Here is a 26,102-nt window from a genome sequence, read left to right as displayed (position 1 = left end):
GTCCCAAAGGGTTGGTTGAAATTTAATGGTATAGTTTAGCGTATTGTTAAGTGGGCATTGTTGTAATCGTAGCTGTTTCGTGTTTTTTGTGTTTTTCGTGGACAGATGTGTAACATCCGTATTTAAAACATTCCAATGTCAACTTATTTCCACTTCAACAACCTATTCAACAACCTATTCAACAATTTGCGTAATTCTTCAAAAACCAACACCGATGCCGCAATGCCAGTGGCAATCAGCCAATCGGTGCTGGTCAATGCCGTGGTATGGAAGATGGCTTCGGCGGGCGACCACTGGATGATCACTATTTGCAATAACAGCACCGAGACCAGTGCCAGCCAAAACCAGTAGTTGGCAAAAAAATGGCAATTGAACGCGCTGCCTTTTTCCGCACGGGCATTAAAAACGTTGAACACTTGGAACAGCACAAAGGTATTGAATGCCCAGGTGCTGGCATGTGCCGCCGTGCCGGTCTGCAAGCCGTAAAACAATACACCCAGGGTTCCGATAGCCATCGTCAGGCCATAGCTGAACAGATTGCCTAGCCGTTGCCAGGACAATATCCGTGCTTCGGGATCGCGTGGCGGGGCTTTCATGCTGTTGGCATGGATGGGATCAACGCCTAGCGACATGGCGGGCGGGCCGTCCATGATGATGTTGATCCAGAGCAATTGCACGGCGGTGAAGGGCACGGGCAGGCCCAGTAACGGGGCGCAGGTGACGGTCAAAATCGCGCCGATGTTGGTGGATAGTTGGAAGCGGATGAATTTGACCATGTTTTCGTAAATGCCGCGGCCTTCCTTGACGGCTTTGACTATCGTGGCGAAATTGTCGTCGGTCAGGATCATTGCGGCGGCTTCTTGGGCGACATGGGTGCCGGTGATGCCCATCGCTATGCCCATATCCGCCGTTTTTAACGCGGGGGCGTCGTTCACGCCATCGCCGGTCATTGCGACTATATGCCCGGATAACTTTAAGGCTTTGATGATCCTGACTTTTTGTTCTGGCGCGGTGCGGGCGAACACGGCGATGTCATTGATGCAGGTTGCCAACACATCATCGTCCATCGCCGCCAATTCCGCGCCGTTGATGACTTCACCCAGCAAGCCCAACTCTTTGGCAATGGCGGCTGCCGTGATGGTTTGGTCGCCGGTGATCATTTTCACGGCAATACCGGCTTGTTGGCAAAGCGCGATGGCTAATTTGGCTTCGGCCCTGGGTGGGTCCATCAAGCCGACTAGCGCGACAAAAGTCAGGTTTTGCAAGTAGCCAAATAAATCTTCTGCCAATGCAAGGCCGTCTTGTCCTTGAGTATCGGTGTCGCCGGATAATTTGATGTGCGTGACGGCAACCCCCAACACCCGCTGTCCGGTGCTTGCCATATCGGCGTTTTGTTGCAGGATGGTTTCTGCTGGGATGGCGACGGTGGCACCTTGAGCATCCAAGGTAAATGTGCATAACGTCAACAACACTTCCGGCGCACCTTTGACAAACACGGTGATCCCATCCTCTTGGCGATGGAAGGTCGCCATGAATTTATGCTCCGCATCGAAAGGAATTTCGGCGATGCGTGGGTATTGTGCACTCGCCTGTTGCTTGCTGAGGCCGCCTTTAGCCGCCAGTACCAGCAACGCGCCTTCCATCGGGTCGCCGATGACTTTAGTCCCTTGCAATTCACTGTCATTGCACAACGCCAATGGCAACAAGGCCTCCGTCAAATCGGCAGATGCGTTTCCACCCGCTTCGGGTTTGATAATGCCATGCGTTTGGTAGCCTTCGCCGCTGATTTGATAACGCTGGCCTTTATAAAACAAAGCCCTGGCCGTCATTTGATTGACGGTCAAGGTGCCGGTTTTGTCGGTGCAAATCACCGACGTGCAGCCCAAGGTTTCCACTGCCGCCAGACGTTTGACCAGCGCCTGTTGTTTAGCCATGCGGTGCATACCCAAAGCCAGCGTGACCGTCACCACGGCGGGCAAACCTTCGGGGATGGCGGCAACCGCCAGGGCGATGGCGGTGAAAGCGGCTTCGGCAAGGGCTTCGCCGCGCCATAAAGCGCCGGCAAACACAATGGCCACCACCACCAGGGCAAGCAAGGCGAGGCGTTTGCCGACGCTTGCCAGTTGGATTTGCAAAGGCGTTTCCCCGTCTTCGGTTTGCGACAACAAGTCCGCCAGTTTGCCGATTTCCGTGTCCATGCCCGTTGCCGTGACGACCATTTCCGCGCGTCCACGGGTCACGGCGTTGTTCATGTACAGCATATTGCTACGTTCGGCGAGCGGTACGGCTTTGGTGTGGAGGGCCTGTTCCTGTTTGCCGGTCGGAAGCGATTCGCCCGTCAACGACGATTCGTCCGCTTCCACACTTCGGGCAATGATAATTCGCCCGTCGGCGGGAATTTTATTGCCCGCTTCCAAAACCACAATATCGCCAGGCACGAGGTGCTCGGCAGGAATTTCAAGCGTGCGCCCGTCGCGGCGGACTTTGGCCTGTAACGCCAGCATCTTTTTTAATGCCGACAGGGATTGTTCGGCTTGGAATTCTTGATAAAAGCCCAGCAGGGCGTTGATGATGACCACCACCATGATGACGATGCCATCAACGACGTCGCCGATAGTCGCGGCAATGGCGGCGGCGGCGACTAAGACTAAAATCAGGAAACTCTTGAATTGGGAAAACAACAAATACCAGGCGGAACGCGGTGGTTTTTCCGTCAATTTATTGAGTCCGTGGTGCTGTAGACGCTGGTCCGCTTCGCATTGGCTTAAGCCCTCTGCCAAATTCGAAAGCTGTCTATGCAAGGCTTCATCGGCAGTCAAGTTATGCCAGTCATGGATTTTTACCGACCCGGCTGTTGCCGCCAATTCATCGGGTTGCAATTTCAGCCAGGCTTCCCACACCGACAGCAACACCGACAAAATCACCGGCCCTAAAAACAAGCCTATCGGCCCGAATGCGGTCAAGCCCCCAAACACGCCAAACATCACCACCAGAAAAGGCACCTGGCCGGTGCCGCTGATGACTAGCGGGCGGATGACATTGTCGATGGTGCTGATGGCAAGAAAGCCCCACAGCAACAAACCCGTTCCGGCAATTAACTGGTCGTTGAGCAAGAGCGAGATGCCTATCGGTATCCAAACCATCATCGCACCCATAGGCACCATCGCCAGCAAGGCGGTGATCACGCCAAACAGTACCGGTGCGTCCACGCCAGCAACCACATACCCCAAGCCGGCGACAAAGCCTTGCCCCATTGCCGCCAGCACCAGACCATAAACCACGGCACGGGTGGTGTCGCCCGCCGCTTGCAGATAGACATTTTGGTATTCGCCGAGAAAATGGATCAATCCCCGCCGCAATTGCCGTATCGCCGCATCACCGTCACGGAAACAAAAGAAAACCGTCACCAAGGTAAAGCCCAGGTTCATCACATAATGCCCGATACCGCCAAGGAACTGGGCAAAATGCCCCAGCCACTGTTTTGCCGATTCGATGATTTGGGCGATTAAGCCGCTACGGTCAGTATTTAAGCGGTCAACCCAAGGTTGGGCATAATCCGCCAACCAGCGGATTTTCCTGATGCCATCGGGTAGTTGGTAATGTTGTTGGTTAAAGTTGGCAGCCAATCCCTGGTAGGCAAATTTGACCTCATCTTGGAGCATCGCCACCAGCCAGAAAATAATCAAGGAGATGGCGACGGTAATGATCGCCGTCATCAGCGCGGCGCTGAGCGTGGCATTGATTTTGATTTGTCGCCGCAAGCGGTTATACAAAGGCCATGTGACGTAAGCAATAATAAACGCCCAGATAATGCTGATCAAAAAACCGCTTAACACGCGGTAACTCAACAGCAAAAGTCCAGTTAAGAAAACACTGGGAATGAGATAGCGCATGGGGCTTGTGCCTAAGAAATGATTCATAACCGTCACTGTGGGGGTAATATTTTCATAAAGTGGAGGGCTTTTTTGCACACGGTTCCGTTGACGTTCTTCATTATCCAAGCATAGCCGGTTATGAAGCACAAGGCGAAAAATTATGCTCGAATAAATCCCTTATTAGGATTAAGATCATTAGGATTTACTTACCTTATCACCAAACCAATTTTAGCGAAAACGTCACTCAGGGTGTTTAGCTTGGCGTGTGCGTTGTCTAATACACAACGCCTAGCTTGATGGCAATATGCACAAGGCGTGTGAGGCGGTTAATAGGATTGTATTTTTTGATAGGTATGCTTTGGACGGTCAAGTTTTCGATTTTTCAATTCCCTGTAGGGTACAGCATACCTTACTGAAAAAAACCGAAAATATGACCGCTTAAAGTATAGATTTATAGCACTGTATTTTTGCTCATTTCCAGAGGTGTCTTATGCAACATCAACCTACAGCGACTATCGACGGCAATCAAGCCGCCGCGACCATCGCCCACAAACTCAATGAAGTGATTGCCATTTACCCGATCACGCCCGCCTCACCGATGGGCGAATGGGCTGATGAATGGTCGGCAAAGGGGCAACTCAATTTATGGGGAACGGTGCCGCAAGTCATCGAAATGCAAAGCGAAGCGGGCGCGGCAGGCGCGATACACGGAGCTTTGCAGGCGGGGGCGATGGCGACGACGTTCACGGCCTCGCAAGGCTTGTTGCTGATGTTGCCGAATATGTACAAAATCGCCGGCGAACTGACGCCCACCGTGTTCCATATCGCCGCCCGCTCGCTGGCCTGCCAGGCCTTGTCGATTTTCGGCGACCATAGCGATGTGATGTCGGCACGGATGACGGGGTTTGCAATGCTGTGCTCCAACTCGCCGCAGGAAGTGCAAGATTTTGCGCTGATTGCCCAAGCGGCCACCTTAGTTGGCCGCATTCCGGTGATGCACTTTTTTGATGGCTTCCGTACCTCGCACGAAATCGCCAAAATCCAGATGCTGGATGATAGCGTGTTGAAAGCCATGATTGATGATGAATGCTTGCACGCACACCGTCAGCGCGGTTTGTCGCCTGATAACCCTGTTTTGCGGGGTACGGCACAAAATCCTGATGTCTATTTCCAGGCGCGGGAAGCGGTGAATGGTTACTACCAAGCCCTGCCACAGATCGTCCAGGATGCGATGGATAAGTTTGCTGGCTTGACGGGCCGCCAATATCGGTTATTTGAGTATGTCGGCGCGGCAAATGCCGAACGGGTCATCGTGCTGATGGGTTCTGGCGCGGAAGCCGTGCATGAAACCGTTGATTATCTGAACCGTAACGGTGAAGCCGTCGGTGTGCTGAAAGTGCGCTTGTTCCGGCCTTTTGATTCTGCAAGCTTGCTGGCTGCCTTACCTGAGAGCTGCAAAAAATTAGCCGTGCTGGACCGCACTAAAGAACCTGGCGCGGATGGCGAACCATTGTATAAAGACATTGTGACGGCAATCGCCCAAAACCATGCTAAGTTTGCCAAGTCTGCCAAGTTTGCTAAGTTTGCAAAATTCCCGGTCATCGTTGGCGGACGCTATGGCTTGTCATCGAAAGAATTCACGCCCGGCATGATCAAGGCGGTTTTTGACGAATTGAAACAAACCCAACCGAAAGACCAGTTCACCATCGGCATCCACGATGATGTCACGAACACCAGTTTGGCGTGGGATGACAATTACCGCACCGATGTCCACAGCGACACGTTTCAAGCGATGTTTTACGGTTTGGGCAGTGACGGTACCGTGGGCGCGAACAAAAACACCATCAAAATCATCGGCGAAGAAACGGATTTATACGCGCAAGGCTATTTTGTCTACGACTCGAAAAAATCCGGTGCCATCACGGTTTCCCATCTACGTTTTGGTTCCAAGCCGATTCGCTCCACTTACTTGATCGCCGACAACGACGCCCAGTTTATCGGCTGCCATCAGACGATTTTCCTGGAACGCTACGATATGCTCAAAAACGCGGCGGACAAGGCCGTGTTTTTGCTGAATACGCCGCAAGCCGCTGATACGGTTTGGGAGTCGCTGCCCGCACGGATGCAAGCGCAAATGCTCGCCAAAAATATCCGGTTTTATGTGATTGATGGTTACAAAGTCGCCGGATTATGCGGCATGGGCAAACATATCAACACCATCATGCAGACCTGCTTTTTCGCCATCTCCGGCGTGTTGCCGAAAAAAGACGCGATTGCCGCGATCAAACACGCGGTGGAAAAAACCTACGGCAAAAAAGGCCAACGCATAGTTGACCTGAATTTCAAGGCGATAGATGAGACTTTAGCCAATCTGTATGAAGTAAGGTACACTGCGCGTACCATCACATCCGCAGCCATAAAAATCCCTTCACGCATCCCCGCCACCGCCCCCGATTTTGTCCAGCGCGTCACCGCCGAAATTATCGCCGGACACGGCGACCTGCTGCCCGTCAGCGTCATGCCGATAGACGGCACTTACCCCACCGGCACAGCGGCTTACGAAAAACGCAATCTCGCGCTGGAAATCCCCGTTTGGGAAACCGACTTATGCACCCAATGCGGAAAATGCGTGATGGTTTGCCCGCACGGCGTGATCCGTAGCAAAATCTACGAAACCGAGGTGCTGGACAACGCGCCGGACAGCTTCAAACACGCGGCGATGCTGGGCAAGGATTTTCCCGCAGGCTTGGCGATGAGCTATCAGGTATCGCCGGAAGATTGCACCGGCTGTACGCTGTGTGTGGATATATGCCCGATCCGCGACAAATCCAACGCCAGCCGCAAAGCCCTGAACATGTTGCCGCAAGCTCCGTTGCGCGAGGCCGAGAAAGTCAATTGGGAGTTCTTTTTAAACATCCCCGAATATGACCGCCGCTTGCTGAAAACCAACACCATCAAAGGTTCGATGGTGTTGCAGCCCTTATTTGAATTTTCCGGTGCGTGTGTCGGTTGCGGCGAGACACCGTACCTGAAACTGGCCTCGCAATTGTTCGGCGACCGCATGGTCATCGCCAACGCCACGGGCTGTTCGTCAATTTATGGCGGCAATTTACCGACCACGCCGTGGACGAAAAACGCCGAAGGACGCGGCCCGGCTTGGAACAACTCGCTGTTTGAAGACAATGCTGAATTCGGCTTAGGTATCCGCGTCGCCATCGACAAAAAAACCGAATACACCCAGGAATTGCTCGAAGCGTTGCGCGAAGCTTTAGGTGCAGATGTTGTTGATGCCATCCTGAATGCCGACCAATCCGATGAAGCGGGAATCTACGAACAACGCGAACGGGTCGCCGACTTGAAACAACGCTTGGCGGCACTGACCGACAGCAAAGCCCTTACTTTACTGGAACTTGCCGACAATCTCTGCAAAAAAAGCGTCTGGATCATCGGTGGCGATGGCTGGGCTTACGACATCGGCTTTGGTGGTCTCGACCACGTTCTGGCGAGCGGGCGCAATGTCAATATTTTGGTGCTGGACACCGAAGTCTATTCCAATACCGGCGGGCAAACCTCCAAATCCACGCCGCTGGGTGCGGTGGCGAAATTTTCCGCAGGTGGCAAAGCTACGGCGAAAAAAGATTTGGCCTTGTTGGCGATGGATTACCCGAACGTCTACGTCGCCCATGTCGCCTATGCAGGCAAAGACACACAAACTTTAAGCGCATTTTTGGAAGCCGAAGCCCACGACGGGCCGTCCATCATCATCGCCTACGCGCCGTGTATCGCGCATGGCGTGGATTTGTCCAACAACCATCGCCAGCAAAATCTGGCGGTGAAAAGCGGGCATTGGCCGTTATTCCGGTTTGACCCCGGCAAAATCCAGCAAGGTAAAAATCCCATGCACCTAGATTCCGCCGAACCGTCCATCCCCTACCGCGAATTTGTCATGAGCGAAACCCGTTTCAGCATGTTATGGCAAAGCCAACCGGAAGCGGCGGAAGCGTTTTTGAAACAGGCGCAGCAGGATGTCAAACACCGCTATCACTACTATAAACAACTGTCTGAATTGGCTTGGGATGAAAACACCTCGGTTTCGGCGGTGAAGGCGCAGGTTAAGGCGGAGGCAAGCAATGGGTGATGTAAAAACTGCACCGGAACGGGTTTCTGCCCGTTCCCAAGCTCCTGCTTAGGAATGCGGAAGCTCTAGCTTCCTGTCATTCTCGAAGCTAGAGCTTCTGAGACTTGGGTTTCCAAGCCGGAGCTTGGGAACCAGCAAATTGAAATCTTAAAGACGGGGCTGAAAACCCCGTCCCGCATAGACCTTATCGCCAACCCCAAGCGCAACAAAATAAGAAGGCCAACCATGATTGATTTAACAAGTGTTGATTTAAGCACCCACTACCTGGGCCTAAAACTGGCCAATCCCCTGGTGCCGTCCGCCTCGCCATTAAGCAAAGACCTGACTAGCGCATTACGGCTGGAAGAAGCGGGGGCGGCCGCCATCGTCATGCACTCGCTGTTCGAGGAAAAAATTACCGCCGAAAACTTGAACATGGCGAGGTTTTTTTTCCAGCAGGCGATTGGTCACGGCGAGGCGGATTCTTTCCATCCAGTCCCGGATACGGTGAAATCGTACCAGGAGCAGTATTTGGCCCTACTGGACAAGCTGAAAAGCCGTCTGGACATTCCGGTGATTGCCAGCCTGAACGGCACCTCGTTAAATGGCTGGCTGGATTACGGACTGGCGTTGCAACAAGCTGGTGCAGATGCGCTGGAAGTAAACGCCTATTACATCGCAGCGAATGGCGACGAGGACAGCGCGGCGGTCGAGCAACGTTATTTGGATCTATTGCAAACCCTCAAAAGCAATTTGTGCATCCCCGTGACGCTGAAACTATCCGCACAATTCAGCTCGCCCATACATTTTGCCAAACGCCTGGAACAAGCCGGAGCCGACGGCATCGTGCTGTTCAACCGTTTTTACCAACCCGATATTGATCTGGAAACCCTGCAAGTCGTGCCGAAACTGGAATTGTCCACGCCTACCGAAGCCTTGCTACGCATACGCTGGACGGCGTTGATGTATGGGCGCGTCAAGCTGTCGCTGGCGGTCACGGGCGGCTTCCACAACACGCCGGAGATTGTCAAAGCCTTGCTGGCAGGGGCGGACATTGTGCAACTATGCAGCGTCTTGCTGGCGCACGGCCCGGAACGCTTGCGCGAGCTGCTGGTCGAGCTGGAAAATTGGCTGGTCGAGCATGAATACGAATCCATCAGCCAGCTAAAAGGCAGTGTCAGCCAACAACATGCGATAGACCCTAGTGCCTATGAACGGGCGAATTATGTGCAGGTGCTGGATAACTATTCTTGTCCGGCGGGTGTTTTGAGATAAGTCATCCCATCCGAATGGCATAAGTCCGGTGGACAAGGTTTTTTATCCCCCAGTCTTTAAAAAATAAACAGGAGAACCAAAATGCCCAATAATAACAACTACATCCGCTGGTTCAACGAACTGAACATAGATGACGTTCCATTAGTCGGCGGCAAAAACGCTTCGCTAGGGGAAATGTACCAAGAACTGACGCCACAAGGCATCCTCATCCCTAACGGTTTTGCCATCACCGCCGAGGCTTACCGTTATGTGCTGGACAAGGCCGATGGCTGGACAGGTTTGCATCAGGCCTTGGATGATTTAAACCCCGGCGATGTCAACGACCTCGCCAAACGCGCCCTGAAAGCCCGCGAGATTATCTACGCCGCGCCGTTGCCCGACGATCTGGTAAAACAAATCCTCGCGGCTTACGCGCAATTGCAACAACAATACGGCGAAGATTTAAGCGTTGCCGTGCGTAGTTCGGCCACCGCCGAGGATTTACCGACCGCCAGTTTCGCAGGCCAGCAAGACACTTACCTGAACATACGCGGCGAGCAAGCCCTGCTGGAAGCCTGCAAACGCTGTTTTGCCAGCCTGTTCACCGACCGTGCCATCCACTACCGCATCGACCAAGGCTTCGACCACTTCAAACTGGCCCTGTCCATCGGCATCATGAAAATGGTGCGTTCGGATTTGGATGCCAGCGGCGTGATGTTCTCGTTGGACACCGAATCCGGTTTCAGCGATGTCGTGTTCATCACCGGGGCTTATGGTTTGGGCGAAAACGTCGTGCAAGGCGCGGTGGACCCCGATGAATTTTATGTCCACAAACCCACCTTCCGCCAAGGCCACCGCGCCGTGTTGAAGCGCACCTTGGGTGCGAAAAAAATCAAGATGGTGTACAGCGACGGGCGCACCCGCGAACCCACCCGCAATATCGTCACGTCTGAAGAAGAACGCCAACGCTTTTGCCTGGATGATGCCGATGTCCTGACCCTCGCCGATTACGCTTTAAAAATCGAAAAGCATTACAGCGACAAGGCCGGACACGCCAAACCGATGGATATGGAATGGGCGAAAGACGGCATCGACGGCAAGCTCTACATCGTGCAAGCGCGGCCTGAGACGGTGGTGTCGCAATTGAGCGGCATGATCTTGGAGCAATATGTGCTAAAAGACAAAGGCACTGCCATCGTCACCGGTCATGCCGTGGGCAGCAAAATTGCCACGGGCAATGCGCGGATTATCGAGCATGTCGGGCAATTGGGCAGTTTTAAGGCGGGCGATGTGCTGGTCGCCGACATGACCACGCCGGACTGGGAGCCGATCATGAAAATCGCCTCGGCTATCGTCACCAACCGTGGCGGTAGGACGTGCCATGCGGCGATCATTTCGCGCGAATTGGGTGTTCCAGCGGTCATCGGCTGTGACAACGCCACGACCACCATCAAAAACAACACGCCCGTGACCGTGTCCTGTGCCGAAGGCGATAACGGCAAAGTGTACGAAGGCACGCTGGCTTTTGAAATCCAAACCACGGATTTGTCCGGCCTGCAACGCCCCAAAACCAAGATCATGCTCAACATCGGCAACCCCGAGCTGGCGTTCAAGACCAGCTTCCTGCCCAATGACGGCGTGGGGCTGGCGCGTATGGAGTTTATCATCACTGAATACATCAAGGCGCATCCAATGGCCCTGCTGCATCCTGAGCGGGTGCAAGATGCCGATGAACTGGAGCAACTGACCGAACTGACGCGCAACCATGCCACCGCCGCCGATTTTTTCATCCAGCGATTGTCCGAGGGCGTCGCGACGATTGCCGCCGCGTTTTATCCCAAGCCGGTGGTGGTGCGGATGTCCGACTTCAAAACCAATGAATACGCCACCTTGTTGGGCGGAAAATGGTTTGAATTCAACGAAGAAAACCCCATGATCGGCTTCCGTGGCGCATCCCGCTACAGCCATCCGGCGTATGCCGAAGGCTTCGCCTTGGAATGCGCCGCGATGAAGCGGGTGCGGGAGGATATGGGATTGACCAACGTGACCCTGATGATCCCGTTCTGCCGCCGTATCGACGAAGCTAAACGCGTGTTGGCTTACATGGCGGAACTCGGTTTAAAGCGCGGCGACAACGGCTTGGAAATCTACGTCATGTGCGAAATTCCGAACAACGTCATCCTGATTGACGCGTTTTCCGAACATTTCGACGGCTTTTCTATCGGCTCCAACGATTTGACGCAATTGACCTTGGGTGTGGACCGCGATTCGGCCATCGTCGCCGCTGATTTTGACGAGCGCGATGCAGGCGTTAAGGAAATGATCCGCCTGGCCGTGACCGGGGCGCACCGCAACCATAGACATTGCGGATTATGCGGACAAGCCCCGTCGGATTATCCTGAAATGGCGGAATATCTGGTCGAAATCGGCATTGATTCGATGAGCCTGAATCCTGACACCGTGTTGCAGACCACGCAGTTGGTGTTGGATACCGAGCAACGTTTGGGGAAAGTTTAGTTTTATCGAAAGCTTTATTGAAAATAGCGTCATTTCGGTTGGAATATCGAAAGTCTAAGGCCACGAGAAATTGAAATGAGAGGCTTTGTAGCCGAAATATTGTAGACTGGGATGGGAGTCTGTAGGGCAATGGAATTGCTTGGGCTATTGCAGGCACCAAAAAAATTTTAATTTACATAGAGACTTATACATAAAACTGACAGGCAATAAGATGGCGACTGAAAATGTAAATCCAAAGCGGCAACCCATCACGACTTCATTTCCTCTAGGGCATTTTTATTCGCCTATTGTGAACAATATTGAGTTGGAAGCACGGGCTGATGAGATTTGGCCTAGAGAATTGCCTACGTTACTGGGCATTGATTTTAATGAAAGCCAACAACTGGAGTTCCTCCAAACGGATATTGCCAAGGTCTTGAAAGATTTTGATTATCCGTCGGCTCAAGACGGTTTGCCTGAAGACCAGTTTTTTCTTGCCAACGGTTTATTTAGCGGCCTGGATGCGGTGGCTTTATTTGCGATGTTACGTAAATTAAAACCTAAGCGCATGATTGAAGTTGGCTCAGGATTTTCATCTTTATTGACCGCCGACGTGAACCGCCGTTTTTTAGACGGGCAATTAACCTTCACCTGCATTGAGCCTTTTCCCCGTCCGTTTTTAAAAGAGAAAATTGCCGGGCTGCATCAAGTGATTGAATCAAAAGTAGAGCAGATTGACTTGGAATTTTTTGATCAATTAGAGGGCGGCGATATTTTATTCATTGATTCTTCCCATGTCGCCAAAACCGGCAGCGATGTCAATTATCTTTATTTTAATATCTTGCCACGCTTAAAAGCCGGTGTGTTTATCCATATCCACGACATTTTTTTCCCCCGCGATTATCCAAGGGAATGGGTTATAAAACATAACCGTAGCTGGAATGAGCAATACGTGCTCCGGGCTTTGCTGATGTTTTCATCGGCTTTTCGCGTGGTTTTTGGCTGTGCCTATATGCATTATGTTTTTCCGGCCCAGGTAAAACAACGCTTTGATGGTCAATTGCTTGGCGGAGGGAGTTTTTGGATGCAAAAAACTATTTAATCGTCCGATAATAGTATCGAGTTATCATCACCATACTAATGGGCATTCAAGCAGGTAAGATTAAACCATAGCAGCCAGCGGCCCCCTCATTAGAAATAATTTGTAACTTTATAAATTTAAGGCAGCGTACCCCATGAGACAATTTATCCAGGATCTCGCAGCAAAACATGGCTATCAGTCCACGCATTTGCTAGCCATGCTAAGGGCGGTTCAATCCCGTTATCGCCATGTGCCTGAAGAGGCGATAGGGCAATTGGCTGAATGCTTGCATATCCCCCGTACCCAAGTTATCGGTGTGGTGGAGTTTTACAGCTTTTTCCATTTGCAGCCCAGAGGCCAGTATGAATTGCTGATTAGTGATTCGATTACCGACCATATCCTAGGCAAGCATCAGTTAATGGGCTATCTGGCTGAAAAATTAAAGCTTACAGTCGGCGGGGTGCGTGGCGATGGCGTGGTCAGCCTGGACAACACCTCATGCACCGGCCTGTGCGACCAAGGGCCGGCAGGTTTGGTCAATGGCTATGCGTTGACGCGGCTGGATGTCACGAAAATTGACTTGATTGCCGGGTTGATTGACCAGCAAAAACCGCTGGAGCAATGGCCCGCCGAATTATTTCAGGTGGCCGATAACATTTATCAGCCCGGCTTATTGCTGGGCCAGCCCATCACTCAGGGTGCCGCCTTGGCGGCGACATTTAAACGCGGCTTGCAGGAAACGTTGGCGGAAATCACCCAATCCGGTTTGCGCGGCAGAGGTGGGGCAGGCTACACCACGGGCTGGAAATGGCATTTGTGTTATGAAGTACCGGAAGAAGATGCATTCTGCGATGTGGGCGCACAAAAAAAGCCCCAACGCTATGTGATTTGCAACGCCGACGAAGGGGAGCCCGGCACATTTAAAGACCGCGTGTTGCTGAACAGTTACGCCGACCAAGTGTTTGAAGGCATGACGGTGTGCGCGTCCATCATCGGCGCGGAGCAAGGCTTTTTATATCTGCGTGGTGAATATCTGTTCCTGTTCGACAAACTACAAGCGGTGTTGCAACAACGGCGCGACACCGGTTTGCTGGGCACCAACATTTTGGGCAAAGGCTTTGATTTCGATATTGAAATCTGCTTGGGCGCAGGGGCGTATATATGCGGCGAAGAATCGGCCTTGATCGAATCGCTGGAAGGCAAAATGGGCATCCCGCGCAACCGCCCGCCGTATCCGGTCACCCAGGGTTATCTGGGCAAACCCACGGTGGTCAACAATGTCGAGACGTTTTTGGCGGCGGCGGCGATTGCCGTGCACGGCGGCGCGTGGTTCGCCAACATTGGCACGGAAAAATCCAAAGGCACAAAAATCCTCAGCATCAGCGGCGATTGCGCCCGTCCCGGCGTTTATGAATATCCGTTCGGCACAAGCATACAGACCATCTTGGATGGCTGCGGTGCTGACGACGTGCTGGGCGTACAAATTGGCGGGCCATCCGGCACATTTATTTCCAATCAGGAATTCCACCGCAAACTGGCCTTTGAAGACCTGGCCACCGGCGGCTCGTTCATCATCTTCAACAACAGCCGCAATATCCTAGCCATAGTCAATAATTTCACGCACTTTTTCGCCCATGAAAGCTGCGGATTTTGTACGCCTTGCCGTGTCGGCACGTCCTTATTGAAAAAACAACTCGATAAAATCATCGAAGGCCACGGCTCGGCGGGTGATGTGGTGGCTTTGGAAGAGCTGTGCCGTTTGGTCAAAAACCATAGCCATTGCGGCTTGGGGCAAACCGCCGCCAATCCCATCATCACGACCTTGGAGCGTTACCCGGAGCTGTACCAAGCGCAACTGAAAAAAATCAGTTACGAGCCGGGGTTTGATTTGGATGCCGCCCTGGAAACGGCGCGGCGCATGGCGGGCCGTAATGATGCGGCGGCGCATTTGGCACAGGTTGAGGAATAAATCCATAGGAAACAACAATCATGCAAGCCATAGAATTTGAAACTACCATCCAGCAGCAACAAATTCATATCCCCGAACATTTGACTGACGGAACCCCCGTCCGCGTGTTGCTTTTGCTGGATAACCAGCACACCAGCAATCAAGACGTGAATGAAAAAGACTGGAAAAGCCTGTTGTCGGCAATGCCCAATGTCGGCGAAGACGAAGATTTCTTGCGGCCTTTGGATCAGGGTAGGGACGAATCATGGGATATTTGTTAGATACCAACATCCTGTCCGAATTACGCAAAGGCAACAAATGCAACGGCGGCGTATCCGCTTGGTTTTCGCAAACTAATAGTGATGAACTTTATGTCTCCGTTTTGATTTTAGGAGAAATTCGTCGTGGAGTGGAACAAATTCGCTTGCGTGACCCGATTGCCGGACAGTCACTTGAACAATGGCTACAACAAATTGAAAATAACGTCACCCAACAGGTTTTGCCAGTCAATAAAACGATTGCCGACCGCTGGGGAAGATTGAATGTCCCTAATCTTTTACCCGCCATTGATGGCCTGTTGGCAGCTACCGCCTTGGAACACGATTTGACCTTAGTCACCCGCAATGTCCGTGACGTTGAGCGTAGCGGTGTCCGTTTGCTGAATCCTTTTATCTGATTGGCGGGATTGCTGATTTTATCGTGAGAGCAAGCATCATGGAATTCAAACACAATTTACCGATTGCCATCTGGGTTTTGGCGACTTTTATGATAACGGTGGCATTAGCGATAGCCTCGCTCAGCTTTGGCGGCGATCCCAATATCGACCCGATGTTTAAAGCGGTTTCCGCGCTGGCTTTGCTGACACTGGCCGCCATGATCGGTAGCTATGCGTACAGCAAGCCTTGCGTGTCCTTATGGCTGGAAGCCACGGGCATCAGGCTAGTCTTGCGCTACCCGTTAAAGATCTTACGGCTTGATTATCGCCACGACCAAGTCCGGGATATGCGCCTTGTCGAATCAAAAGATTCCGAAGGCGACCCGCATTTCACCACGCGGATCACAATGGCGGATGGTCGGGACATCGAATTGGCAGAAGGCAGCCGTGAGAAATGCGGACCCGTTTTAGCGCAATTTGCAACCGCCCTGCGGAAATATTCCCAAACCCCAGCGTATTTACAGCCAACAGAGGCAGAACATGACTAAAACCATCACCCTAGACGGCAAAACCATCCCGTTTGAAGACGGGCAAACCATCATGCAGGCGGCAACGGCGGCGGGCGTGTACATCCCGCATCTTTGCCACCATCCCGAATTCACGCCGCATGGCAGTTGCAAACTCTGCACCGTCAAAGTCAACGGACGCAACTGTTCCGCCTGCACCTTCCCCGCCGCCGAAGGCCAGGACGTGTTGAACAACACCAAAGAACTGACCGATGACCGCAAAAAAATCACCCAAATGTTGTTCGTTGAAGGCAACCATTTTTGCCCGTCCTGTGAAAAATCCGGCAACTGCCAACTGCAAGCCGTGGCCTATCATTTGAACATGCTCGATGACCATTTCCCGCTGTTTTATCCGCACCGCGAAGTGGACGCATCGCATCCCGATGTGCTCATCGACCACAACCGCTGCATCTTTTGCACCCTGTGCGTGCGTGCCAGCCGCGAGCACGACGGCAAAGACGTGTTCGCTATTGCAGGGCGCGGCATCAACAAGCACCTGATCGTCAACTCGATAAGCGGCCACTTGAAAGACACCAATTTGGACAAGAACGACCAAGCCGCGCATGTCTGCCCGACCGGCGCGATTTTAATCAAACGTACCGGCTACCAAGTGCCGATAGGCCAGCGTCTGTACGACCATCAGCAAATTGACGAAATCAGCCTGGCCTCATCCGGTTCCCGACCGGATGAGGCACTTCTGACCTTCATGGATGAAGGAAATGCCGACGACTGCCGGGAGCAGTCGCGGCCACCATCCTTGGCAGTCGTCTCGGAGCAACATCATGGCGAATAAAATCCGCGTCGCAACCACCTCACTGGCGGGCTGCTTCGGCTGCCACATGTCGTTTCTGGATTTGGACGAACGCCTGGTCGCCCTCGCCGAATTGGTCGAATTCGACCGCTCGCCGATCACCGACATTGAACACGCCAGTAATTGCGACATCGGCCTGATTGAAGGCGGCGTGTGCAATTCCGAAAACGTCCATACCCTGCGCGAATTCCGCAAAAACTGCAAAATTCTGGTTGCGGTGGGGGCGTGCGCCATCAACGGCGGCCTGCCTGCGATGCGCAATTTCATCCCGCTGGAAGAATGCCTGAACGAAGCTTATCTGGACGGCATAGGTGTCGAAAACCCGCAAATCCCCAGCGATGTGGAATTGCCCTTATTGTTGGACAAAGTGCGCCCGATTCATGAAGTGGTGAAAATTGACTACTACCTGCCCGGCTGTCCGCCATCTGCCGATGTGTTCTGGAAGTTTTTGACCGATTTGTTGGAAGGCAGGGAGCCGGAATTGGATTATGAGTTGGTGCATTATGATTGAGGTTTTAGTGGCAACTCTCAAGCCCTTCCCTTTTTTCAAGGAGAAGGGCTTGAACAAAAAATAAAATAGGCCATTTTCATGTCAAAAACCTATATTTTTTTGCGCCAAAGTCCAGATTGGAAATCTATTTCAGATAGCGAATTTAGAAAACAATCACGGGAGTTTTGTGCTCTCATGGGGCGTCCGCCTGAACAGGTGAACCTGTCGGCAGACCTTTGGAATAAAACCTTCAAACGTTCTTTTATCGATATCCGTCAAGAAATAAAAGAAATTGCTTTATCCAACTTCGCTATGGTTGAAGATGCTGAGTTGTTCAATGGCCTTGAACCACCTGAGTCTTTGGTTTCTGAGAAAAGTTTTTATTTTTTTACCGATGATGATGATTGGGTCCACCCAAAAATCACCAGCCTTTTAGCAAATGTTGACCATAGCGATCAAGTTGGTGGCATTGTTTGGGGATCTGTCGCCTTTGGTACGCATAGAGAAAAAATCATAGTGCGGCGTAATATTGATGGCTATTGCTTCACCAACAATTACGCAATTACCGGGCAGTATCTTGCTAAAACGCCTGAGAATTTTATTACCGTATCACAACACGGCGGTGCCGATGGTTTTTTGGAGAGTCGAAATTCAAAAAAAATCATTAACGAATACTGGTCGGTAACTAATAAAAATCCAACATCGACTATATTTTTGGAACAACTTCTGAAGGGTGATTTTTCATCACAGCAAAAATTAAGCAGTGGCGTCGAATGTTATGTGCACCGTTGTAAACAGATTGATTTGGAAATTGATGGGTCATTGGAATGGGCAAGGCCTTTAATGGATAGGATGCTTGGAATTTTTTCAGAATTGCTATGACAGTTACATTGTCGGCTATGAGAAGCCATAATGCTTTTATATAAAGTATAAGTTTTGATCCAAATGGCACTGGATAACTAATTATCCTATTGAAAATGAATTTAAATCCAATTAAATCTTAACTATAAGATATTGGGTTGCGACCACTAACCGGAAGAAACAACCATGTACGAACATTTAGAAACCGCCCCAAACCGTGACAATTTGAAACGTGTCGTTGTTGATCCTGTCTCGCGCGTGGAAGGGCATGGCAAAGTCAGCTTGTTGCTGGACGAAAACAACAAAGTCCAGCAAGCCCGTCTGCATATTGTGGAATTCCGTGGCTTCGAGCGTTTTATCCAGGGCCGCCCGTATTGGGAATTGCCGGTTTTAGTCCAGCGTTTATGCGGGATTTGCCCGGTCAGCCATCATTTGGCTGCGGCAAAAGCCATCGACCAATTGGTCGGCGTTGACCCGGAAAACCTGCCCGTATCCGCCGACAAACTGCGCCGTTTGCTGCATTTCGGGCAAGTGTTGCAATCGCACGCGCTGCATTTTTTCCATTTGTCCAGCCCGGATTTATTGTTCGGGTTTGAAAGCGACATCGGCAAGCGCAACATCATCGCGGTGTTGGCGGATTATCCCGATATTGGCGTACAAGGCGTGAAGATGCGCAAATACGGGCAGGAAGTGATCCGTATGGTGTCCGGCAAACGGGTGCATGGCACGGGCGCGATTGCGGGCGGCATGAACAAGGCCTTGAGCAAAGAAGAGCGCGATTATCTGCTGGCGGATATTGATCAAATCATCCAATGGGCTGTTGATTCGGTGGCTTTGATCAAAAAAGTCCACTGTGCCAATCTGCCGTATTACGATGATTTTGCGACCATCCGCAGCAATTACCTGGGATTGGTCAAGCCAGACGGTGCGTTGGAACTGTACCACGGCGGTATCCGCGCCAAAAATGCCGCTGGCGGAACCATCACCGACCATTTCGATTATTGCCGTTATAACGACTTGATACACGAGGAAGTGCGTTCGTGGACGTATATGAAATTCCCTTACCTGTTGTCGCTGGGCAAGGAAGAAGGTTGGTACCGCGTCGGGCCCTTGGCTCGGGTGAACAACTGCGATTATATCAATACACCATTGGCGGAAGCGGCGCGGATGGAATTTAAAGCCCATAGCCCCGAGGCGATGGTACACAGTACCTTGGCCTTCCATTGGGCGCGCTTGATTGAACTCCTGCATTGCGCGGAAAGCATCAAGGGACTGTTGCACGATGCCGATCTGTTGGGCGGCGAACTGGTGGCTCACGGCGAAAAACGTTACGAAGGCATAGGCGTGATCGAAGCCCCGCGCGGCACCTTGTTCCACCATTACCAAGTCGATGAAAACGACATCGTCACTAAAGCCAACCTGATTGTCTCGACGACCAGCAACAATATGGGCATGAACGAATCTGTGCGCCAGGTCGCGGCGGAATATCTGTCCGGGCGGGAATTGACCGAGCCGCTGCTGAACAATCTGGAAGTGGCGATACGGGCCTATGACCCGTGCTTGTCTTGCGCCACCCATGCGGTTGGCAAAATGCCCTTGCAATTGGAATTGATAGATGCGGGTGGCGCGTTAATCGACAAATTGGTCAAACACGGCAACGGCGACATTGAGCGTGTCTGAAACCAAGCCGGTTTTAATTTTTGGCTACGGCAACCTCAGCCGTGGCGATGATGCCTTAGGGCCGTTGTTGTTGGAATATCTTGAAGAAAATGCACAACAGGTTTCGCGCTTCGTGGATATTTTGTCAGATTTTCAATTGCAGATTGAACACGCATTGGATTTGGAACATCGTGGGTTGGTATTGTTTGTCGATGCGTCGGTGGCTTGCACCAATGCCTTTGATTTTACTGAACTTGCACCTGCCAGGGACGACAGTTATACCACTCATGCCATGAATCCGGCGGCCGTATTGGATGTTTACCAAAACATAAAAAAACAAGCTCCCCCGCCGTGTTTTTTGTTGAGCATCAAAGGTGAGTCGTTTGAGTTGGGTGAGGGATTGAGCGTGGCGGCGGCGCGGCATTTGGCGGCGGCTTGCACGTTTGTCGAAAAATTGTTGGCTGATTTGGATGTTTCGGTGTGGCGGCAATATACAAACGTTAAAATTTAATCCGGCAAAAACCACAAAAATGCTACCCTTAATTCATTTACCCTTTTTATTACGGAGCAACCATGGGCCCACATTATTTAAGCCGTTTCTTTACCCCTAAAACTGTCGCCATCGTTGGTGCATCCGAGCGCGAAGACAGCGTGGGCTATCGGCTGTTGCTGAATATGCTGGAAGCCGAATTCAAAGGCGGGCTGTATCCGGTCAACAATAAACGCGAGACGTTGTTGGGTTTAAAAGCCTATCCTGACTTGATGTCCGTCCCCGAAGACTTGGATTTGGTCGTAATCGCCACACCCGCGCCCAGCGTACCCGGCATAGTCCGCCAATGCGGCGAAAAAAACGTCACCTCCATCATCATCATCACCGCCGGCTTTGGCGAACTGGGCGACGAAGGCAAACGCCTGCAACAGGAAGTGCTGGATATTGCCCACCGTTACAGCATCCGCCTCATCGGCCCTAACTGTTTGGGGGTTGTCCGTCCTAGCGGGCACCTGAACGCCACGTTTGGCGACGGCGTTGTTAAAGACGGTAGTTTGGCCCTGTTATCGCAATCCGGTGCGGTATGTACGGCAATTTTGGATTGGGCCAAATCCCAGGACATCGGCTTTTCCACCGTGGTGTCCATGGGTGGGGCGGCGGATATTGATTTTGGCGAGGTGTTGGATTATCTGGCGACCGACAGCAAAACCACAGGGATTTTGATGTACGTCGAAGGCATACGCGATGCCCGCCGCTTCTTGAGCGGCCTTAAAGCGGCGGCGCGTTTGAAGCCCGTGATCCTGATCAAATCCGGCCGCCACGAAGCGGGTTGCAAGGCGGCGATGTCACATACGGGGGCGATGGTCGGCGGCGACCATGTGTTCGATGCGGCGATTGCAAGGGCCGGCGTGGTGCGGGCCTATAGCATCACCGAACTGTTTTCGGCGGCGCGGATTTTGGCGAACAACTATGTCGTGAAGGACAACCGTCTCGCCATCATCACCAACGCGGGCGGCCCCGGCGTGATGGCGACCGACCGCGCCGAAGATGTCGGCGTGAAAATGGCGGAACTGGGCGAAGCCAGCATCACCGCCCTAAACGCCGTGTTGCCGCCGCATTGGTCACACGCCAATCCGGTCGATATTCTGGGCGACGCCACGTCCGAACGTTACCAACAAGCCTTGGACGTGTGCCTCGCCGATGACAACATCGACGGCATTCTGGTGATACTGACCCCGCAAGCGATGACCAACCCCACCCAAGTCGCGCACAGCATTATCGACGGCGCGAAAGCCAGCACAAAACCGGTATTGGCGACCTGGACAGGCGGGGCGCGGGTGCAGGAAGGCCGCAACCTGTTCGCCAACAGCAATGTCGCGCACTTCAGTACGCCGGAAGTGGCGGTGGATGCGTTTTCTTTTCTGGCGCATTACATGCAAAACCAAATCCTCTTGAAACAAATCCCTATGCCGGGCGACGATCTGGCAACGCCGGATGTGGCAGGGGCGAGGTTGATCATCGAGCGCGTGTTGTCAGAAGGCCGCCAAGTGCTGACCGCACAGGAAGCGAAAGCGGTATTGGCGGCGTTCCATATCAAAGTGACGCAAACTATCAAAGTCTCCAGTGCCAAAGACGCGATGATCGCCGCCGAAACGATGGGTTTTCCGGTGGTGCTGAAAGTCAATATGGCGGAATTCAGCCATAAATCCGATATTGGCGGTGTGCGCCTGAACATCGGCAGCGTGCTGGACATATCGCGCCACTTCGTCGAAATGGAAGCCGCCATCAAACAAAAGCATCCTGAAATCACAGAAGTCGGCATGACGGTCGAGCCGATGTTCAAATCGACTAGCGGACGGGAAATCATGATAGGCGTGGTCAGGGATCCGGTGTTCGGCCCGGCCATCAGCGTCGGTCTGGGCGGCACGATGGTGGAAATCTTAAAAGACAGCGCGGTCGCGTTGCCGCCGTTGAACGCTTACATGGTCGAGCAAATGCTGGCGAAAACCAAAGCCGCAAAATATTTGCAAGCTTTCCGGCAACTGCCGCCCGCTAACCCCCAAGCCTTGGTCGACGTGTTGCTGAATGTCTCAACGATGGTCAGCGAATTGCCGGAGATCTTGGAGCTGGACATCAACCCGCTGATTGTTGACGAACACGGCGCGGTTGCCGTCGATGCGCGTATCAAAGCCGAAGTCTCGCACCAACTGACCCGTTACGCGCACATGGCGATACATCCTTATCCGCATGAACTGGCCCAGCATCACCAACTGACCAACGGCACCAACATCACCATCCGCCCCATCCGCCCCGAAGACGCCGTGATGGAAAAGGATTTTGTCAGCCGTTTGTCGGAAAAAACCAAACACTTCCGTTTCCGCCAAGCCTTGCATGAATTGACACCGGAAATGATCGTGCGCTTCACGCAAATTGATTATGACCGCGAAATGGCGTTTGTCGCCGTGACCGAAGATGCCAATATGCCCAACGAACTGGGCGTGGGGCGTTATATCAAAAATCCTGACGGGCATTCGGTCGAATTTGCCTTGGTGGTGGCGGACGATTGCCATTGCTTAGGCATAGGCACAAAACTCATGAACGCCTTGATGCAGACCGCCAAAAACAAAGGCATCACGTTTTTTGAAGCGGAAGTCTTGGCGACTAACGCAGGCATGTTGTCGCTGCTGAAAAAACTGGGCTTTAGTGTCGAAACCGTGGCTGATACGGTCGAGGTGGTGCGGGTGGTGAAGGATTTGCGGGTTTAGATCAGATGTAAAACTATATGCCCCACGCTGGAACGGGTTTGTTACCCGTTCCATTAAGGTTTCAATGGGGTACCGGCACCTTAAAAAGTTTAGGACGGGGTTACAAAACCCTGTCCTGCTCAGAGCAACATTTACCGCGTCCCAGCGTTGTAATCCCACGCTTGCCGTCCTGGACATCAATAACCGCATCAAACCCAGGTATTTGGATATAATGCCCCGTTAGCCCAACCCACGTCCACACAGGTAATACCATGACATTCATAACCGACACGGCAAGCCATTGCCAACGCTATCTGCAAACCCAAATCGTCCGGCTGCAAGCCACTGCGTATTACCAACAACTGCTGGCTATGCCGCCCATAAAGCGTTGGGCGACGGTGGCGGGCTTGTTTTTGCTATCGCAAATAGTGGTGTTCGGCAGCCTTTACCTGATGTTCGGCAGAATTGTCGTGATAGGTTTTTTTGCCAGCATACTCGCTGGTTTGGCAACGGGTGTAGGGGCATTGCCCGCGCTGTTTTTTAAAAATATCTCCAACAATCTTTTCAACACGATGTTGGGGGCGGCGGCGGGGGTCATGTTGGCGGCAACGGCGTTTTCGTTGCTGGTCCCGGGCATGAATTACGGTAATTTGATTTGGCCCGGCAATGGCATTTATGTGGTTTCCATTGGCATGTTGGTCGGGGCGTTATTTCTGCATTATGCCGACCGTCAATTACCGCATGTGCATTTTGACAGCGTTTCTGACACGCAAGTGAATTCATTGCAAAAAATCTGGCTGTTCATTATCGCCATCACCATCCACAATTTCCCTGAAGGCATGTCAGTCGGGGTCAGCTTTGGTTCTGGGGAAATGAACAACGGCGTGGTTTTAGCCGTGGCGATTGCCTTGCAAAACATTCCCGAAGGTTTGGCGGTGGCTTTGCCGCTAGTGGGATTGGGCTATAACCGCTGGCGGGCGGTAGGGATTGCCACGTTGACCGGCTTGGTCGAACCCGTTGGCGGTTTGCTGGGCATAACGATGGTGACTATTTTTGAACCGATATTGCCCATCGCAATGGGCTTTGCCGCCGGGGCCATGTTGTTTGTCATCAGTGAAGAAATCATCCCCGAAACCCATGCCAATGGACGTTCGCGTTATGCGACCTTTGCCCTGATGATCGGCTTTATCATCATGATGCTTCTAGATAACGCGCTGGGTTAATGTCAACCAGTGTTTCCTGGATGGCAATTGAGCGGGTATCCTGTTTTGAGTGGATGCCCTCTACAATTTGCCAACCAAGTTCCGGTTTTGTATCCCCTTAAGCGACGCTATCTGAAGAACGCCTTTTAATCCAAGGGCTGCAACCATAGTGGTTTTGATAATCCTGCATAGAACGGCGTATCACTTCATGCGCTTCTTCACGACCATAGACATTGGTGATTTCACAGGAGCTATGTTCGCCTGGCAGGTTTTTATAGGTCAAAAAATAATGTTTCAAACGGTTGATATACGATTCAGGACAGTCTGAAACATCGCTCCATTGGCGATAAAATTCATCGCCTTTCATGACGGCGATGATTTTGTCGTCCGCTTCGCCTTTATCCAGCAACCGGAAACCGCCGATAGGGATCGCCTGCAAAATGATATTGCCATGCGTGACCGTGCGCTCGCTGAGGACGCAAATATCCAAGGGATCGCCGTCACCTTTAGCCACCTGCTTGCCGGATTTTAATTCGGCGAATTCGGCAACTTCTTCCGCACAATAGGTTTGTGGGATAAAGCCGTAAAGGGTAGGGACGGTGTTGGAAAATTTTTGTGGTCGGTCAATTTTCAAATAACCACTGATTTTGTCAATTTCATACTTGACGGTATCTGAAGGGACTATTTCGATAAAGGCGGTCACAATCACCGGTGGATTATCGCCTGAACTGATACCATGCCAAGGGTGTGCTTTTTGTTGTATATTCATAATATTTAAAGACTTTCAACTAGAGAGGAGAGAAAAATGAAATGTATCATGCCGGTATGCCAACCGGCGGTGTAAAAAGCAGCTAATGAGGTTTTTGTGATGGAGTTCACGCAAGCTTTAAAGTGTAGGTTGGCTCATAATGGGTTAAGCAAACGTAATTCCTGTGGATAGGGCGACAGGTAATAAGAATTTTCAATATACGGGTCTGGCGACTTGCGGAAATTGTGCTTGAGTAAAGTTAGCGGCACGATCAGAGGCACTTCACCGTTGCGGTAACGCTCGATGAGTCCACACAATTCGGCTTTGTCATCAGCGGACAGCTCCTTTTTCAGATAACCCTGGATATGCTGCAAGACATTGACATGATTGCCGCGATTAACCACAATTTTCAGCAATGCCATTACCTGGGAGATGTATTGCCCCGCTACGGCGGCGAGATTGTCTTTCGTAATACCTGCCAGTTTGTGGCCTAACTCACGGTCGTCGGCGTGGCTCATGATAATCAATTTATGCCGGGTATGAAAGGTCATCAAACTATTCACCGTGAGGCCTTTTGCCAACAATTGTTTCCAGCGGTAAAAAATAGTTACGCGCTGGATAAAGTTCCCGCGCAAATTGGCATCGCCTAGGCGGCCTTCTTCTTCCACGGGCAAAAGCGGATTATTACGCATCATCTCCGCCGCATAAATGCCCACGCCTTCTTTGCGCGGCTGTCCGCCAGTGAACACTTTTACGCGCTCCATACCGCAGCTAGGCGAATCTTTTTTTAAAATATAACCACATAAATCCGCAAATGCAGCTTGTTCTTGCGAGGCGTAAACCTGTAAACGCTCCGTCACGTCATTATCCGTATCTTTACCGCCTACGCACCGGATTTGCCGGTTGATTTTCACCAGATGCACTGTTGGCCGGGGTATGCCTAAGCCAATCGCCACTTCGGGGCAAAACGGGCGGAAATCAAAATATTCGCCCAATGTCCCAACGATATAGGAATCACGCTTATGGCCGCCATCAAAACGGACATTTTCACCCAAGAGGCAACTGCTGATACCGACGGGGATTTTTTTCATTAACGTTTACAGTG

18 protein-coding genes are annotated in these 26,102 nt (G+C 51.9%); 15 read left to right on the top strand and 3 right to left on the bottom strand.

The window, feature by feature from the left end; genetic code table 11:
- Positions 1 to 143 precede the first annotated feature (143 nt).
- Positions 144 to 3,893 (bottom strand): HAD-IC family P-type ATPase, encoded by a 3,750-nt coding sequence (locus PHH59_RS04280; protein ID WP_300011752.1) that lies wholly within the window; start codon positions 3,891 to 3,893, stop codon positions 144 to 146.
- Positions 3,894 to 4,365: 472 nt separating this feature from the next.
- On the opposite strand from PHH59_RS04280, the gene nifJ reads away from it, so the two are divergent.
- From nifJ to PHH59_RS04205, 15 genes are all read left to right on the top strand, one after another.
- Positions 4,366 to 8,013 carry a pyruvate:ferredoxin (flavodoxin) oxidoreductase gene (nifJ, locus tag PHH59_RS04275; protein ID WP_300011749.1) on the top strand — a complete coding sequence of 1,216 codons (3,648 nt, stop codon included), beginning with the start codon at positions 4,366 to 4,368 and terminating at the stop codon, positions 8,011 to 8,013.
- 225 nt (positions 8,014 to 8,238) lie between these two features.
- Complete coding sequence (locus PHH59_RS04270; protein ID WP_300011746.1) at positions 8,239 to 9,267, top strand: dihydroorotate dehydrogenase-like protein; 1,029 nt, start codon at positions 8,239 to 8,241, stop codon at positions 9,265 to 9,267.
- 81 nt (positions 9,268 to 9,348) lie between these two features.
- Entirely contained in the window at positions 9,349 to 11,763 is a 2,415-nt protein-coding gene (ppsA, locus tag PHH59_RS04265) for a phosphoenolpyruvate synthase (RefSeq protein ID WP_300011743.1), read from the top strand.
- Between the two features lie 211 nt (positions 11,764 to 11,974).
- Positions 11,975 to 12,844: a class I SAM-dependent methyltransferase gene (locus tag PHH59_RS04260; RefSeq protein WP_300011740.1), complete on the top strand. Its 870-nt coding sequence runs from the start codon at positions 11,975 to 11,977 to the stop codon at positions 12,842 to 12,844.
- Between the two features lie 133 nt (positions 12,845 to 12,977).
- Entirely contained in the window at positions 12,978 to 14,792 is a 1,815-nt protein-coding gene (locus PHH59_RS04255; RefSeq protein WP_300011737.1) for an NAD(P)H-dependent oxidoreductase subunit E, read from the top strand.
- A gap of 20 nt (positions 14,793 to 14,812) precedes the next feature.
- Positions 14,813 to 15,052 (top strand): hypothetical protein, encoded by a 240-nt coding sequence (locus tag PHH59_RS04250; RefSeq protein ID WP_300011734.1) that lies wholly within the window; start codon positions 14,813 to 14,815, stop codon positions 15,050 to 15,052.
- Entirely contained in the window at positions 15,037 to 15,447 is a 411-nt protein-coding gene (locus PHH59_RS04245) for a type II toxin-antitoxin system VapC family toxin (RefSeq protein ID WP_300011731.1), read from the top strand. The genes PHH59_RS04250 and PHH59_RS04245 overlap by 16 nt, the downstream gene beginning before the upstream one ends.
- A gap of 38 nt (positions 15,448 to 15,485) precedes the next feature.
- On the top strand, positions 15,486 to 15,974 hold the full coding sequence (locus PHH59_RS04240) for a hypothetical protein (RefSeq protein WP_300011728.1): 489 nt from the start codon (positions 15,486 to 15,488) through the stop codon (positions 15,972 to 15,974).
- The gene (locus PHH59_RS04235; protein WP_300011725.1) at positions 15,967 to 16,785 is read left to right on the top strand and encodes a 2Fe-2S iron-sulfur cluster-binding protein; all 819 of its coding nucleotides are present in this window, start codon (positions 15,967 to 15,969) and stop codon (positions 16,783 to 16,785) included. Before PHH59_RS04240 ends, PHH59_RS04235 begins: the two co-directional genes overlap by 8 nt.
- The gene (locus PHH59_RS04230) at positions 16,775 to 17,314 is read left to right on the top strand and encodes an NADP oxidoreductase (RefSeq protein ID WP_300011722.1); all 540 of its coding nucleotides are present in this window, start codon (positions 16,775 to 16,777) and stop codon (positions 17,312 to 17,314) included. Before PHH59_RS04235 ends, PHH59_RS04230 begins: the two co-directional genes overlap by 11 nt.
- A gap of 78 nt (positions 17,315 to 17,392) precedes the next feature.
- On the top strand, positions 17,393 to 18,175 hold the full coding sequence (locus PHH59_RS04225; protein ID WP_300011720.1) for a hypothetical protein: 783 nt from the start codon (positions 17,393 to 17,395) through the stop codon (positions 18,173 to 18,175).
- A 165-nt stretch (positions 18,176 to 18,340) separates the two neighbouring features.
- Positions 18,341 to 19,834, top strand: coding sequence for a Ni/Fe hydrogenase subunit alpha (locus PHH59_RS04220; RefSeq protein WP_300011718.1), 1,494 nt, complete (start codon positions 18,341 to 18,343; stop codon positions 19,832 to 19,834).
- Positions 19,827 to 20,324 (top strand): hydrogenase maturation protease, encoded by a 498-nt coding sequence (locus PHH59_RS04215; RefSeq protein WP_300011715.1) that lies wholly within the window; start codon positions 19,827 to 19,829, stop codon positions 20,322 to 20,324. The genes PHH59_RS04220 and PHH59_RS04215 overlap by 8 nt, the downstream gene beginning before the upstream one ends.
- 62 nt (positions 20,325 to 20,386) lie before the next feature.
- The gene (locus PHH59_RS04210) at positions 20,387 to 23,068 is read left to right on the top strand and encodes a bifunctional acetyl coenzyme A synthetase (ADP forming), alpha domain/GNAT family N-acetyltransferase (RefSeq protein ID WP_300011713.1); all 2,682 of its coding nucleotides are present in this window, start codon (positions 20,387 to 20,389) and stop codon (positions 23,066 to 23,068) included.
- 251 nt (positions 23,069 to 23,319) lie between these two features.
- Positions 23,320 to 24,270: a ZIP family metal transporter gene (locus PHH59_RS04205; RefSeq protein WP_300011710.1), complete on the top strand. Its 951-nt coding sequence runs from the start codon at positions 23,320 to 23,322 to the stop codon at positions 24,268 to 24,270.
- Between the two features lie 97 nt (positions 24,271 to 24,367).
- On the opposite strand, the gene PHH59_RS04200 is transcribed toward PHH59_RS04205, so the two are convergent.
- Together PHH59_RS04200 and PHH59_RS04195 are read right to left on the bottom strand one after the other, a co-directional pair.
- The gene (locus PHH59_RS04200; RefSeq protein ID WP_300011707.1) at positions 24,368 to 25,018 is read right to left on the bottom strand and encodes an inorganic pyrophosphatase; all 651 of its coding nucleotides are present in this window, start codon (positions 25,016 to 25,018) and stop codon (positions 24,368 to 24,370) included.
- A 134-nt stretch (positions 25,019 to 25,152) separates the two neighbouring features.
- Positions 25,153 to 26,088, bottom strand: a complete 936-nt coding sequence (locus PHH59_RS04195; protein WP_300011705.1) for a DUF523 and DUF1722 domain-containing protein — start codon at positions 26,086 to 26,088, stop codon at positions 25,153 to 25,155.
- Positions 26,089 to 26,102: the final 14 nt, after the last annotated feature.

The sequence above is a fragment of the Methylovulum sp. genome, assembly GCF_028687615.1.
GTDB lineage: Bacteria > Pseudomonadota > Gammaproteobacteria > Methylococcales > Methylomonadaceae > Methylovulum.
The sequence above is the reverse complement of the archived record's forward strand: the minus strand, read 5'-3'. Positions and strand labels throughout refer to the sequence as shown.

Bases quoted from the DNA above. Each gene is read 5' to 3' on its own strand.
- PHH59_RS04280 (WP_300011752.1), bottom strand. From the start codon at position 3,893: ATGCGCTATCTCATTCCCAGTGTTTTCTTAACTGGACTTTTGCTGTTG.
- nifJ (WP_300011749.1), top strand. From the start codon at position 4,366: ATGCAACATCAACCTACAGCGACTATCGACGGCAATCAAGCCGCCGCG.
- PHH59_RS04270 (WP_300011746.1), top strand. From the start codon at position 8,239: ATGATTGATTTAACAAGTGTTGATTTAAGCACCCACTACCTGGGCCTA.
- ppsA (WP_300011743.1), top strand. From the start codon at position 9,349: ATGCCCAATAATAACAACTACATCCGCTGGTTCAACGAACTGAACATA.
- PHH59_RS04260 (WP_300011740.1), top strand. From the start codon at position 11,975: ATGGCGACTGAAAATGTAAATCCAAAGCGGCAACCCATCACGACTTCA.
- PHH59_RS04255 (WP_300011737.1), top strand. From the start codon at position 12,978: ATGAGACAATTTATCCAGGATCTCGCAGCAAAACATGGCTATCAGTCC.
- PHH59_RS04250 (WP_300011734.1), top strand. From the start codon at position 14,813: ATGCAAGCCATAGAATTTGAAACTACCATCCAGCAGCAACAAATTCAT.
- PHH59_RS04245 (WP_300011731.1), top strand. From the start codon at position 15,037: ATGGGATATTTGTTAGATACCAACATCCTGTCCGAATTACGCAAAGGC.
- PHH59_RS04240 (WP_300011728.1), top strand. From the start codon at position 15,486: ATGGAATTCAAACACAATTTACCGATTGCCATCTGGGTTTTGGCGACT.
- PHH59_RS04235 (WP_300011725.1), top strand. From the start codon at position 15,967: ATGACTAAAACCATCACCCTAGACGGCAAAACCATCCCGTTTGAAGAC.
- PHH59_RS04230 (WP_300011722.1), top strand. From the start codon at position 16,775: ATGGCGAATAAAATCCGCGTCGCAACCACCTCACTGGCGGGCTGCTTC.
- PHH59_RS04225 (WP_300011720.1), top strand. From the start codon at position 17,393: ATGTCAAAAACCTATATTTTTTTGCGCCAAAGTCCAGATTGGAAATCT.
- PHH59_RS04220 (WP_300011718.1), top strand. From the start codon at position 18,341: ATGTACGAACATTTAGAAACCGCCCCAAACCGTGACAATTTGAAACGT.
- PHH59_RS04210 (WP_300011713.1), top strand. From the start codon at position 20,387: ATGGGCCCACATTATTTAAGCCGTTTCTTTACCCCTAAAACTGTCGCC.
- PHH59_RS04205 (WP_300011710.1), top strand. From the start codon at position 23,320: ATGACATTCATAACCGACACGGCAAGCCATTGCCAACGCTATCTGCAA.
- PHH59_RS04200 (WP_300011707.1), bottom strand. From the start codon at position 25,018: ATGAATATACAACAAAAAGCACACCCTTGGCATGGTATCAGTTCAGGC.
- PHH59_RS04195 (WP_300011705.1), bottom strand. From the start codon at position 26,088: ATGAAAAAAATCCCCGTCGGTATCAGCAGTTGCCTCTTGGGTGAAAAT.